This window comes from Streptomyces sp. NPDC050263 (assembly GCF_040655955.1).
In the GTDB taxonomy this organism is placed as follows: domain Bacteria; phylum Actinomycetota; class Actinomycetes; order Streptomycetales; family Streptomycetaceae; genus Streptomyces.
In genome coordinates this window covers 1-12435 of sequence record NZ_JBFAKW010000075.1, presented here as the reverse complement: position 1 = coordinate 12435, position 12435 = coordinate 1, and the positions used below count along the sequence as shown (strand labels likewise).

Annotated in this window: 10 protein-coding genes; 5 read left to right on the top strand and 5 right to left on the bottom strand. The window is 67.3% G+C overall.

Annotation, left to right across the window (positions count from 1 at the left end; genetic code table 11):
* Positions 1–53: 53 nt before the first annotated feature.
* The 4 genes from AB0J04_RS28755 to AB0J04_RS28740 all read right to left on the bottom strand — a co-directional run bounded on the left by AB0J04_RS28755 (position 54) and on the right by AB0J04_RS28740 (position 4218).
* The gene (locus tag AB0J04_RS28755) at positions 54–1952 is read right to left on the bottom strand and encodes a hypothetical protein (protein ID WP_363171468.1); all 1899 of its coding nucleotides are present in this window, start codon (positions 1950–1952) and stop codon (positions 54–56) included.
* A gap of 144 nt (positions 1953–2096) precedes the next feature.
* Positions 2097–3590: a ThiF family adenylyltransferase gene (locus AB0J04_RS28750; RefSeq protein ID WP_363171467.1), complete on the bottom strand. Its 1494-nt coding sequence runs from the start codon at positions 3588–3590 to the stop codon at positions 2097–2099.
* Positions 3587–3958: a hypothetical protein gene (locus AB0J04_RS28745; RefSeq protein ID WP_363171466.1), complete on the bottom strand. Its 372-nt coding sequence runs from the start codon at positions 3956–3958 to the stop codon at positions 3587–3589. Before AB0J04_RS28745 ends, AB0J04_RS28750 begins: the two co-directional genes overlap by 4 nt.
* On the bottom strand, positions 3955–4218 hold the full coding sequence (locus AB0J04_RS28740; RefSeq protein WP_363171465.1) for a hypothetical protein: 264 nt from the start codon (positions 4216–4218) through the stop codon (positions 3955–3957). Before AB0J04_RS28740 ends, AB0J04_RS28745 begins: the two co-directional genes overlap by 4 nt.
* A gap of 334 nt (positions 4219–4552) precedes the next feature.
* Here AB0J04_RS28740 and AB0J04_RS28735 point away from each other — a divergent pair, with 334 nt between their 5' ends.
* The 3 genes from AB0J04_RS28735 to AB0J04_RS28725 are packed head-to-tail and all read left to right on the top strand — an operon-like array spanning position 4553 to position 8452.
* Entirely contained in the window at positions 4553–4930 is a 378-nt protein-coding gene (locus AB0J04_RS28735; RefSeq protein WP_363171464.1) for a hypothetical protein, read from the top strand.
* Between the two features lie 46 nt (positions 4931–4976).
* On the top strand, positions 4977–6122 hold the full coding sequence (locus AB0J04_RS28730; RefSeq protein ID WP_363171463.1) for an ImmA/IrrE family metallo-endopeptidase: 1146 nt from the start codon (positions 4977–4979) through the stop codon (positions 6120–6122).
* Positions 6119–8452, top strand: a complete 2334-nt coding sequence (locus AB0J04_RS28725; RefSeq protein ID WP_363171462.1) for a hypothetical protein — start codon at positions 6119–6121, stop codon at positions 8450–8452. The genes AB0J04_RS28730 and AB0J04_RS28725 overlap by 4 nt, the downstream gene beginning before the upstream one ends.
* 215 nt (positions 8453–8667) lie before the next feature.
* On the opposite strand, the gene AB0J04_RS28720 is transcribed toward AB0J04_RS28725, so the two are convergent.
* Positions 8668–9930 (bottom strand): WD40 repeat domain-containing protein, encoded by a 1263-nt coding sequence (locus tag AB0J04_RS28720; RefSeq protein WP_363171461.1) that lies wholly within the window; start codon positions 9928–9930, stop codon positions 8668–8670.
* A gap of 144 nt (positions 9931–10074) precedes the next feature.
* Between AB0J04_RS28720 and AB0J04_RS28715 the strand changes: the two genes are divergently transcribed.
* Complete coding sequence (locus tag AB0J04_RS28715; protein WP_363171460.1) at positions 10075–10557, top strand: hypothetical protein; 483 nt, start codon at positions 10075–10077, stop codon at positions 10555–10557.
* Positions 10554–12101 carry an ISKra4 family transposase gene (locus AB0J04_RS28710; RefSeq protein ID WP_363171459.1) on the top strand — a complete coding sequence of 516 codons (1548 nt, stop codon included), beginning with the start codon at positions 10554–10556 and terminating at the stop codon, positions 12099–12101. Before AB0J04_RS28715 ends, AB0J04_RS28710 begins: the two co-directional genes overlap by 4 nt.
* The last annotated feature ends 334 nt before the right edge of the window (positions 12102–12435 follow it).

The following is a 12435-nucleotide window of genomic DNA, read 5'->3' as shown; positions in this document are numbered from 1 at the left end:
TGTCCGAGAAGCATGCGGCAACCGGTCGGTCGGTCGCGCAGGGGCACCGATCATCAGCTGGTGGACGAGCTCTGCTGCGGCTGCGGCAGGGCGTTGACGAGTGGCTTGAGGACACTGTCCACCAGCCCAGCGTGCCGGGCTGGTGCGTCGGGCTGTACTCGCATGACGTGCAGGATGTGGTCGCGTACGGCGGCGTTGCACAAGCTGCCGCACTGCTTGCTGCGCAGGATGTCGAGGAGGCTGTGCCCAAAGGCTTCCTGCAGGGCCTCGATCATCTCCAGTTCTTCGATGTCGACGATTTCCACCGGGTCCGTGTCCGGCTTCGTGAACAGCCCCTTCCTTCGGGCGCGTTCACGGATCACGGTCAAGGTGATGGGGTTGACGGGGAAACCCTCCGGCAGCACGAGCAGCGGCAGGAAGCGACGGCCACCAGCAGCAGGTGCACCGGTGAGGGCGGCCTCGTCGCCGCGCAGCGCGGTGATAGTCGCGTCGATCTGGTCGAGTTCTTCGACGAGTTTGTCGATGTCCTCGATCTGTGATTCGCCGGGGACTGCGGTGGCGGCTTCGCGGCGCATCTGGGTGGTGGTGACCTCTATGACGATCCAGGTTCCGGGGTAGTCGATGGCGGCGTCGGCGATGCGCTGGCCTGGGGCGGTGTAGGCGGCCTTGAGGTCGGCGTCGTCGTAGACCCGGCGAGTGGTGCCTTCGTCGCGAGTGATCGCGTGCAGGACCTCGCTGACGTACACCTCGCTGCAGTGGCGCAGGGTCTGTTTGGCCCGGGCGGCCATCTTGCGGTGGCCGGTGGGCTTCGTGCGCCCCGGCGGCGGGAACTCGATGTCGAAGATCGGCAGCCACCCGAAGGCCCGGCTGATCAGGTGGCGAGGATCGAGGATCAGCAACCGGTCCTCGGGCAAGCGGATCACGGGCCACTGCTGGAAGGGGTCGAAGGACCATTCGGTGCGCTGTTCGGGGCGTTCTCTGCGCACGGCCTCCCGCATGCCAGGCAAGTCGTTGGTGATCAGCGCCAGGACCGCCTCGACGTGCTCCGCGGGCATGGTCAGGCCGGCCAGTTCGCCCGGCTCGATGACGAACCGTCCCATCGTGGTGCGCAGCCACAGGTGGCCGGCCACCGCCGCCAGGTCCTCCAGGCGGGCGCCGGTGCAGTCCTGGTAGGTCTGGCCGAGTTCGACGATGCCCGGCTCGCCGTGGTGTTCGGAGGGCAGTTGCAGCCAGCGCCGTGCGTAGCGGGCGAGGATGCCGGGAACGGACCAGCTGTGGTGGAAGTGCTGGTTGGCGATGAGTTCGCGGCCCAGTGTGCCGGGCCGGTCCGTGATGACGCTCGGACCGGGATCGGGATGGCGGCCCATCACCTGGGTGAGGTTGAACAGAGCGCCGACGATGTCGCCGTCAGGGAGGTCGCCCGGCACAGTGTCCGGCGATACCTCCATGGCCCTGCGGGCCAGCAGCATGAGGGCCTGGGGCACAAGCAGCCTGCGGGTCTCGTCCCGGAGCAGATTCCGGACACGGCTGCGGACCGGCTCATCCAGCCACTCGACGGCGAAGTGCGCCTCGACGGCCTGCACGGTCACGCCGGGCAACTCCAGGGCGTTGAGCACCCGGGCGCAGAACCGTATGACGCCTTCAAGCGGAAGGCGCTCCAGCTGGCGCACGGCGTAGTCGGCGGGCAGCTCGAACCCGAAGATCTCATCGGGCGTGAGATACGCCGCGCCCAGGTCGATCGGCGCGGGCGGCACGGAGGTGGCGGGCACCAGCAGGCCGCTGGGGTGCTCGTTCCAGCGGGGCACGAGAGCCGTCGCGGTGGATCCCTGCAGCACCGGGCGCCCGGCCGAGGCATCGGCCAGGTAGCTGGTACGCAAAGACGCGGGCTCGGCATCCGTGAACATCTTGCTCAGCGTTTCGATCTTCTGGACGAGGCGCTCTGCGGCGTCCATCGGCACTCCCGTCGTGCGTGTAACCGCTGGCCGTGAACTACCGGCTGCCCGTCACGTTGTTGCGGATTTCAGTGTTGGTCTCGCGGACCGGGCGGGCCAAGCGCATATGCGTGGTCCCCCCACGGATGCTTCTGAGCGAGTGTTTCATCGGAGTCGGTGCAGGAGGTCGTCGACGGCCCGCCAGGTGCGGAGCGGCCAGCGGCGTACCGCGCGGGCACGTGCAGCGCGGGCCTGTTCAGCGGCCGGGTGCCGTCCCGTGACGGTGACGGGAGCGTCGTCGCCGAGTGCCCGCAGCATGCCGTCGTAGGGGCAGCCCGTCTCGCAGCCGTCTACGAGGTGGTCGAGGGTGGCCGTGGTCAGGTGGTACAGGTGGGCGCCTGTGTCGGCGATCCCGCCCGGCGCGGTCGTCATGGTGACGAACTGGTTCAGCTGCGCAGCCGCGGCACTGGCGGAGAAGACGAAGACGTTCTCCTTGCGGCGCAGCGGATGGTCGGCGGGCAGTCCGGTGATGTAGGCGGGGTCGTCAAGGGAGCCGTCGCGTTCGGCTTGGACGTGGGCGGGGTCGTACTGGTCCAGGCATTCCATGCAGGCTCGGCCGGGGGCGGCGATGTGGGCGCGCCATTCGGCGCCGCGCAGACGTCCGCCACGGGCTTCGACCGCGATGCCGCCGTCGACGACGGGGATGAGGTGGGCGTAGGCGAGGAGGTTGAGCACGGCGCGGGGCCAGGGCCGGTCGACGCAGGAGAAGATCACGTCACAGTCGGCCGCGGCGGCGAACCCGTCCGACTCGACCACGCTCAGCTCGTACGGCGCCGCACGGAAGCTCGTGGCGGTGGCCGCACGGCGGGCACTACGGGCGGCGAGGCGGACCTTGACCCGGTGCAGGCGCACATCACGGAGGGTCGCATGCAAAAGCCGGTCGAGGTTGACCTCTTCGACGGTGTCGAAGTCGAACAGACTCAGGCGCTTGATACCGGTGCGGGCCAGGGCTTCGACGACGAGCATGCCGACACTGCCGCATCCGACGACACCGACGTGCAGTCGGGCCAGGTCGTCCTGGGTTGTCTGTCCCCAGGCGGAGACGGTGCGCAGTTGCCGGTTCGTGGCCGGCGGCGCGGAAAGGAGACGGTTGTTGAAGGTGACCGTCAGGCGGCCGCCGACCACGCGGACGCTCTCCGCCTCGGTGGGGACGTAGCGGCGGGGGGCCTGCTGCTGCCAGATGCGGGCGCTGAAGCCGGCGTCCGTCCCCGCGAAGGTCAGACCGACCAGCGGACGGCCGGTGATCACCTGGGTCTGCGCGGCGTAGGACGCCTCAGCCGCGTGGTCGATGGTGTTCAAGCGCTGCCATCCCCTGCCTTTGGGGTGGGCGTGGATGAAGCCGAGTCCGCAGCCGTGCTCGGCCGCGAGGGCGGCGGCGCGCAGGAAGTAGGCGCTGGTGAAGTCCACCGTGCCGTGCACGATCCGCTCGCCCTCTTGCGGCAGGACCACCTCGGTGAGCAGGGCGGTGGTGCGGCTGGCGCCGGTGCTCGGCCGCCACAGCACGAAGGCGCAGTCCTCCTGCCCGTCCGCACGGCGCAGGTGACCGGTCAGGTGCTGGGCGACCTCGCTGGTCATCGCGACCGAGAAGCGGGTGATCACGCGGAGGGTCCGTTCTCCAGCTGCGCAAACAGGGTGCGCAGGTGCCGCAGGTAGCCGCGAAGCGTACGGTCCTGCGCCCAGTCGGCCGGCGGGCGGCTCCAGTGCTCCCACTCCTGCCCCAGCGGAGACGTGTGCACCGCACCATGGGGGTGTCCCAGGCGGGGGGTGATGTGCGGGCCGTGCGGGGCTGACAGCGGCCAGTCGGGCACGAGTTCCAGGCCGACGCGTACCGTCGTCCCGGCCTGCGGGCCGACCTCGATCAAGTAGTCGAAGACCGCGAAGTTGCCGTTCTCCTCCGCCGCATAGCCGGCGCGGCGCAGGCCCGCGAGCATGCCCGCGGGCCCCGCCTCCGGCACCACCGCGGTCATGCGGTCGGGGTCGGGCCGGTGGAGACCGACACGAACGTCTCCCGCTCGTGCACGGTGATCTCCTCCTCACCGCGGCCGGCGAACGAGTGCTGATGCCGCCCTGTGATCCGCACCAGGTAGTGCGTGCGGGCCTCGATGCCGGCCAGGCCCAAGACCGCATTCGGCGTCGTGTGTTTCGGCACCTCGACCGGTTCGCCGTCGACCGTGACGGTCACCGACTTACGGGCGGTCTCCTGCTGCTGGATATCTGCCGTCGTCATGACGACCACCTCCCTTTCCTCCGGCCCGCCGCGGCGGGCCGGGATATGCGAAAGGCGGGCTCGAAGCCCGCCTACTTGCTCTTCTTCGAGCCGCGCGACGCGCGCTCGTTCACCGTCGTCGACGGGTGCCTGCGCAGCGTCGACTGCTTCACAAACCGGCCCGTGACCGCGCTCCGACCACGCTTCCCACCAGACCCACTCGCCTTACTGGCCTTGCCCGGCATTACGCACCTCCTTCAAGACGAATCAATCTGACCTGCAAAGACGATCCACCACCGGAAGAGTTTCATGCACCCAATAAGCCAATGAAACTTTCCTTGATCGAGAGAGTAGCATGGAAGCGACAGGTATACGCAAGAGGTTTCTGGGGCTGCCGGTGGACATCGCCTTCGACGACGCGGAGCTCGCCCGCGTCTGCAACAGCGACGCGGCCCGCCGGGCCCGCTTCGGGCCGGAGGTCGCCGCCACCCTCCACAGGCGCCTCGGCCAGATGGCCGCCGCCGACCACCTGGCCGACCTGCATCGCCTCGCGGCCGCCCGGCTACGGCCCAATCCGGCCGACAGCGGCGTGAGCCGGATCGTCGCGCTCGGAGACCACGGCCACCTCGTCGTACGCCCCCGCGACGACCCGCCCGCCGCCCACCGTGACGGCACCCTTGATGAACACTCCGTACGCGCCCTGATAGTCACCGCGATCGCCATCACGCGATGACCGCCCCGACCACCCCCGCCTCCCCGACCTCAGAGAGGCACCACCCGTGACCCCGCCTCCCGCCCCGCACTTCGTCTACGCGCCCGACTCCGCCCCGCCGCCCGGCGAGACCCTCAAGGAACAGCTGGAAGCACTCGGCATCCCGCAGGCCGACCTCGCCCGGCGTACCGGCCTGTCCACCAAGCACATCAACCAGATCGTCCAGGGCACCGCGGTCCTCACCCCCGAGACCGCGCTCCTCCTCGAGCGCGCAACCGGCATCCCAGCTTCCATGTGGAACCAGCTGGAAGCCGCCTGGCGTACCCACGTCACCCGCCAGCAGGAGCTCCAGCAGCTCAGCAAGCGCATCGACTGGCTCGACAACTTCTCACTGACCGACCTCGTCAGGCGCAGCATCCTGCCGAATAAGGACAGAAGCACGGACAACCTCCAGCGTCTGCTGGCGTTCTTCGGCGTCGCCGACCCAGCCGTCGCCGAAGACCTCTGGCGCAGCTACCGCACTGCTTTCCGCCGCTCCACCGTCTTGAAGACCGACGACTACGCCACCGCCGTATGGCTGCGGCAGGCAGAACTTCAGGCCCGTGCTCTGCCCTGCCAGCCGTTCGACCGCGCCGCCCTCACCGCCCTGCTTCCCCGCCTGCGTGCCCTCACCCTGGAAGACCCAGCAGCCTGGCCCGACCGCATCACCCATCTGTGCGCCCAGGCCGGCGTAGCCGTCGTCTTCCTCCCCGCCCCTCCCCTGACCAGCGTCTCCGGCGTCACCCGCTGGCTCACCCCCGACAAAGCCGGAATCGCCCTCAGCGACCGGTTCAAGAAAGACGACCACTTCTGGTTCACCGTCTTCCACGAGATCGGCCACACCCTCCTGCACGGCAAGAGACTGACCTTCCTCGACAACACCGACCGCGCCGACGAACGCACGCCCGAAGGCGACCGCAGCGAAGAAGAAGCCGACGCCTTCGCGGCCCAGACCCTCATCCCGCCCGAGCACAACGCCGCATACCGCCGCCTCACCCGCAGGCCCATGCCCTTCGACAACATCAAGACCTTCGCCCACGAGGCCGGCATCGCCCCCGGCATCGTCGTCGGTCGCCTCCAGCACGACGGCGCCCTGCCCTGGACCCACGGCAACACTCTCAAACGCCCCGTCCGCTTCCCCCACAACGGCCCCGCCAAGGACCAGCCACAGTGACCGACCACCCCCGCGAAGGCACCGTCGCAGCACCGGGCTCTCCCGACTTCGCCCTGCACACCCTGGGCTGGCGCGCATTCCAGGACCTGTGCGCGGCCGTACTCCGCGAGGTGTGGGCCCAGTCCGTGCACACCTTCGCCGACTCCAACGACGGCGGACGCGACGGCGCCTTCTACGGCACCTGGCAACAGCCACCGGACCCGATCGGCGTCCAGGACGTCCCCGACGGCCCCTTCGTCCTGCAGTGCAAACACACGAAGAAAGCCGACACCACCCTCACACCCTCGGAACTCAGCGACGAGTTCGACAAAGTCCAGGCTCTGGTGGAACGGGGGCTGTGCGGCAGTTACGTCCTGCTCACCAACGCACGGGTCAGCGGCATCTCGGGGGCAACCATCCGACAACGGCTGCTCGATGCCGGCGTCGCGTACCCGCTGATTCTCGACGGCCAATGGATCTGCGACACCATCGCCACCAGCCAGCGCCTGCGGACCTTCGTCCCCCGCGTCTACGGACTCGGAGACCTCTCCCAGATCCTCGACGAACGCGCCTATAACCAAGCCCAGGCCCTGCTCGGCTACCTGCGAGACGAACTGGCCACGTTCGTGGTCACCGACGCCTACCGGCGTGCCGTCCAAGCCGTGCAGGAGCACGGTTTCGTCCTCCTGCTCGGCGAGCCGGGCATCGGCAAGTCCGTCATCGCAGAGACCCTGGCCATGACCGCCCTCGACGCCTGGGGCTGCTTGACCGTCAAGGCGCCCGACGCCGACGGGCTCATACGCCATTGGAACCCGCACGAAACGAACCAGTTCTTCTGGATCGACGACGCCTTCGGCAGTGTCCGCCACGAGCGGCATCTCACCGACGACTGGACCCGGCGCATGCGGGAGGTCATGACCGCCGTCCGTAGCGGAGCAAAAGTCGTCCTCACCTCACGCGACTACATCTACCGTGACGCCCGCCGCTACTTGAAGGAGTCCACCTACCCGCTCCTGCACGAACAACGGGTCGTCGTAGACGCCGCGCAGCTCTCGCCAGAAGAACGGCGCCAGATCCTCTACAACCACATCAAGCTCGGCGACCAGCCCCGCGAGATCCGCTCGAGCATGAAGTACCACCTGCACGAGGCAGCCGACGCGGACCCCTTCTACCCCGAGGCTGCTCGGCGCCTGGGCCTACAAGCCTTCACCCACCGCCTCCAGCTGAACAGCCGCGGAATCGCCGACTTCATGGCACGTCCCAGCGATTTCCTCCGCGAGGTCTACGACGGACTCGAACCCGACGAGAAGACTGCGCTAGCCCTGACCTACCAGGCCGGTGAGTGCCTGCCCTCCCCTCTGGACCTGGACTCCGCCCAGCACGATGTCGTCACCCGCATGGGAGGAAGCATCGCCGGCGTCAGCCGGGCGCTCCAAACCCTCACCGGCACTTTCTTGAGGCTCGGTTCCCCGCCCGGCAACAATGCCATCACCGGATGGTCCTTTCGACACCCCACACTGCAAGAGGGCTTCGCCGCTTTCCTGGCTACCGACCCCAACCTCATCAAAATCTTCCTATCCGGCCAAAACTGGCGCACGATCCTCCCGCGAATCGACTGCGATACCGGAGACCAGGCCGGAACCCTGCTCAGAGTGCCACCTTCCCTATATTCCAGGGTTGTTGAACTTCTCCAAATCGCGGATCAGGAAACCAGAGCAAACTGGGCAGGTCAAATGATCTGGCATGAGTTCCTCGCCAGTAGGTGCTCCAACGAGTTCCTCACCCTCTACACACGGGCGCAACCTGACGCCGTGATCCGCATGACCTGGTTCACATCGTTCCTGAACGTCGTCGACGAACCCCGGGTCCTCGCAAGACTTCAGCAGGCCGACCTCATCGAACCTGCACACCATCAACTCATCCTAGAACGAGTTACGAAGCTCGCCGTAGAGTCACCAGACGCCGGCTGGACATGGCTCCCGGAATGGAAGGTGCTCCTCTCAGATACCGAGCGAGAACAGTTGCTCAGCCACGTCAAACTGCAACTGCCCTCCCGGTTCGGAAAGATACTCCAGGACTGGCGCAGCAACTACAACCCTGACGAAGCGGATCCGCAGACGCACTTCGAGGAACTGGAAATAGAGCTCAACAAGTACCAAGACGTCTTCGCAGACGATGCGGATGCGGTTTCCGCGATAGAGCAGGCCTTGGAAAAGATGAACGAGGCAATCTTGACCATTGACGACGAATTAGTCCCGCAAGGCCCTCACGGCTCAGCACCTCACGGACACTCTCCACTCCCGGACGCACCATACGGGCGAAATATCTTCGACGACGTCGACGACGACTGACGACACTCCAGTCGTCGCCAGCACGAGCCGCATGTATGAACACGTGCATCACGAAGAGCACATGTCAGCCGCTACCCCTGCACCTCACCGGTCCGCAAAGTCGTGATCATCATGGCGTTCCTACGCAGGCGGGTGTACCGACCGGAGCTTTTGGTGTGGCTGCAGGAACGGCATCACAGGGCTGAAAGAACAATCTCGCGGTGAGGACGGCCCGTTCACGTCAGATTGATGATCAGTACGCCTTCGTTACAGGCCACCGCCAAACGGCCATCGGCCACACAGATACCGGTGACGGCAACGCCGATACGGATGACCGCTCGGATCTCACGCTCGCGTGGATCCCAGATCTGCAATTCACCGTTCCAACTGCCGCTGACGAGGAGAGTCCGGGCCCCCTCGGCGCTCTGGAATGATGCGATCGCCCCCACGCCAGCGTTGTGGCCGGTCAGGTACGGTTCTCCTCGTTGGCGATTCTCTGGGTCGATAATCCAGACCTTGCCGTCCTTGGTGCCAGCCGCGAGCAGACTGCGCCTGTCTTGCGTAAAAGAGGTCAGCGACAAGACCTTGCTCGGTAGACGGATCGGGTCGCCTATCTGAATACCTTCCCTGGGGTTCCAGATCCGGATCGTTCTGTCGTCGCCCCCGGTAGCGAGCTGCATCCCGGTTGGGCTTCGCAACGTCGTGATAGCGCGAATACTCTTGCTGTGGCCGGGCATAGCGAAGTTGCTACGGGTCTCCAGGTTCCAGATGTGTACCAACTTGTCTGTGCCAGCGCTGGCAAGCAGGACTCTTCTCCGCGATGACGCGGTGAATGCGGCCAGTGCCAGAACCTGGCGTTGACTTCCTCGCAGCGGCGGTTGCTTCTCACGCCCGGTGTTTGGGTCCCAGATTCGGATCTCTCTGTCGTAACCGGCTGTCGCAAGCAGGCTCCCCCGCTCGCCCCTCTTAGGGAAAGAAGTCACCGCGATGATCGGCCTGCGGGATTTTTGAAGACGCTCACCGATCTGCTCGCGCTGCCTCGGGTCCCACAATCTGATACTGCCGTCGCTGCTCGCCGTAGCGATCTGGGTCTGACCATGCTGTCCGTGGTATGTGGTCACCGCATTGACAGGGCGAGGATGTCGGATTGTGCGATCGCGGGTGGGCGGGTCGCCTGTCGGGTCCCAAACTCTCACGGTGCGGTCCCGGCCTGCGGTTGCGAGCAACCTCCGCCCATCCGGGTCTATGTAGAAGTGCACTGCGCGGATTCCTCTGCTGTGGCCGCTCCACGGTTCGTGGCGGATCTGCTCACCTGTAAGCGGGTTCCAGATGCGCAGCATGGTGTCGTTACCGACAGAGGCCAGCAGGGTCGTGCCGTCCGGTCGGGTGAACACCGCAATGTCGTTCACATCCCCGCGGTGCTCGACGAACGGCTCTCTGACTTGCTGGCCAGTGTCCGGGTCCCAGATCCGAACGTCTCGACTCGCGGTGGCCAGCAAGGTCTTTGGGTGTGGATCTTCTGAGGGTGCCTCGTTGGGGTGATTCGCCGAGGTTCGGGGTGTGGCCGGTTGTGCCGACTTTTACCGTCGCTGAGGTCGAGCCCGCCGTGAGACGCGGGGGTGCTGAGCGAGGGTGGGTGTGGTGTGCCGTCGTTGATGGAGGCGTTGGAGGCCAGGCGGGCTGATGTGCTGGGCCGGGCCGAGCGGCTGCGTGAGCAGATCGCTGGTCTGTCCGAGGAGTTGTCGCGGGCCGAGGAGCGGCTGGCGCGGTTGCAGATCGCGCGCGAGACGGTGGAGGATGTGCTGGCCGCGCCGCCTTCGCCGGTGCCGGATGCGGACGCCGCGGGCGGGGATGCCGGTGGCGGGGTCGCCGTGGCACTGGTGAAGGCCGAGGCGGAGTTGGATGTGACGGTGATGTCGCCGGAGTATCGGGAGATCATCGCGTTGTTCGCGACCTCGGGGGCGGCGATGCGTTGCAAAGAGGTCTGCCGGCACCTGGGTCTGGGGACTGAGCCGCGGCATGTCGAGGGGATGCGTTCGAAGCTGAAGCGGCTGGTGGAGCGCGGGATCCTGGCCGAGCCCTCGTCCGGGCTGTTCAAGGTCGACGGCAGGAAGCAGGGGTGGTGAGCGTGGTGGGGCCGGCCCGGGGCGCGCTCGCGGAGTGTGAGGACGCGTTCGCCGTCTCGGCGGGTCTGTTCGCTGCGGTGTGTGCGGAGTTGGCTGCCCCTCAGGCGGCGGTGATGACGCACGCGCAGTTGGAGGATCTGCTGGGGGCGCGGATGCGCGAGGTCACCCGGCAGTTGTTCCAGGACCATCTGACGCTGCGGGCCAGGGACGAGGTGCGCCGGCAGGAGGTCGTGGACGCCGCCGGTGTCGGGCGCTCGAGGATCGAGCGGGGCCGGCGCCGGTTGCTGGCCACGGTGTTCGGCAAGGTCACCGTGGTCCGGATCGCCTACCGCGGCACCGGCGTGGCGGACCTGCACCCGGCCGACGCGGTGCTGAACCTGCCGGACGGAATGCACTCGCACGGGCTGGCCAGGCTTGCCGCGATCGAGTCCGCCCGCGGCAGCTTCGCCGATGCCTGCGAGCGGATCAACGCCCACACCGGCTCCGGCATCGGGCACCGGCAGGTCCAGGAACTCGCTGTCAGCGCCGCGGCGGACATCGACGCGTTCTACGACGCTCTCGTGCCGGCTCCCTGCACCGACATCACACCGCTGATCTTGTCGGTCGACGGCAAGGGCGTGGTGATAAGGCCCGAAGCGCTGCGTGAGGACACCGCCAAGGCCGCGGCGGCCAAGGGCGGCAACGTGATGAAGACCCGGCTGGCGTCCGGCGAGAAGCACGGCAGGAAGCGGATGGCCACCCTGGGAGCCGTCTACGATGCCGAACCCGCGCCGCGCACAGTCGACGACATCATCGCCGACCCCGACCGGCAGGACGATGCCGCCCACGGCGCGGTGCCCGAGCGCCGCCAGGGGCCGAAGGCCCGGTCGAAGTGGTTGTGCGGCTCGGTGAACGACACCGCCGCGCAGGTGGTGGCCGCCGTGTTCGATCAGGCGGAGCACCGCGACCCCGGCCACCGCCGTCCTTGGGTCGTCCTGGTCGACGGGGCCCGCCATCAGATCGACCTCATCAAGGCCGAAGCACAGCAGCGCGGTGTGGACGTCCACATCATCGTCGACCTGATCCACGTGCTCGAATATCTGTGGCGAGCAGCGTGGTGCCTGCACGAGGCCGGCGATGCCTGTGCCGAGAACTGGGTCGCCCGTCACGCCCGCGTCCTGCTGGGCGGCGGCGTGCAGCAGACCGCCGCCGCACTCGAGGAAGCCGCCCGCGCGGCCGGACTGCATGGCGCCCAGCGCAAGGCCGTCGACGAGGCCGTGAACTACCTGTCCGGCAAGGCCGAGCACCTGCGCTACGACACCGCCCTTGAACGCGGCTGGCCGATCGCCACCGGAATCATCGAGGGAGCATGCCGGCACCTGGTCAAAGACCGCCTGGACATCACCGGCGCCCGCTGGGGCCTGTCCGGAGCCGAAGCCGTGCTCAAGCTGCGTGCCGTCCGCGCCAACGGCGACTTCGACACCTACTGGGCGTGGCACCAGCAACAGGAGTTCATCCGCAACCACCAGACGCACTACCGCGACCAGGTCATACCCACCGACTGATCGACTGCACCCTCATTGGATCTGCACCCATCAAAGAATGGGAGGACAGCGGCACCTGACGGCCGGTGCAACCGCCAAAAGCATCCGTTCGGCTGGTGCACAGAGCGGCGGGCCGGGTCGGAGCTGTTCTGGTCGAACGTCAACCCGTACGGCACCTTCCGCCTCGACATGGACAAGCGCCTCGACTTGGGGCTGCCCACCACTGTGTCCCGGCCTCGCACTTCGGCGGCCTCCGCATGAGCTAGTGCCGCGGCAGGCAACGTTCGCCCCGTCGCGACGCCCGGCACGCACTCTCGCCGCACCGGCCGAAAGCCCAAGTACGTCCAGTACGAGG

Excerpts from the sequence above, each read along its gene's own strand:
- AB0J04_RS28755 (WP_363171468.1), bottom strand. The coding sequence starts at position 1,952 with ATGGACGCCGCAGAGCGCCTCGTCCAGAAGATCGAAACGCTGAGCAAG.
- AB0J04_RS28735 (WP_363171464.1), top strand. The coding sequence starts at position 4,553 with ATGGAAGCGACAGGTATACGCAAGAGGTTTCTGGGGCTGCCGGTGGAC.
- AB0J04_RS28745 (WP_363171466.1), bottom strand. The coding sequence starts at position 3,958 with ATGACCGCGGTGGTGCCGGAGGCGGGGCCCGCGGGCATGCTCGCGGGC.
- AB0J04_RS28740 (WP_363171465.1), bottom strand. The coding sequence starts at position 4,218 with ATGACGACGGCAGATATCCAGCAGCAGGAGACCGCCCGTAAGTCGGTG.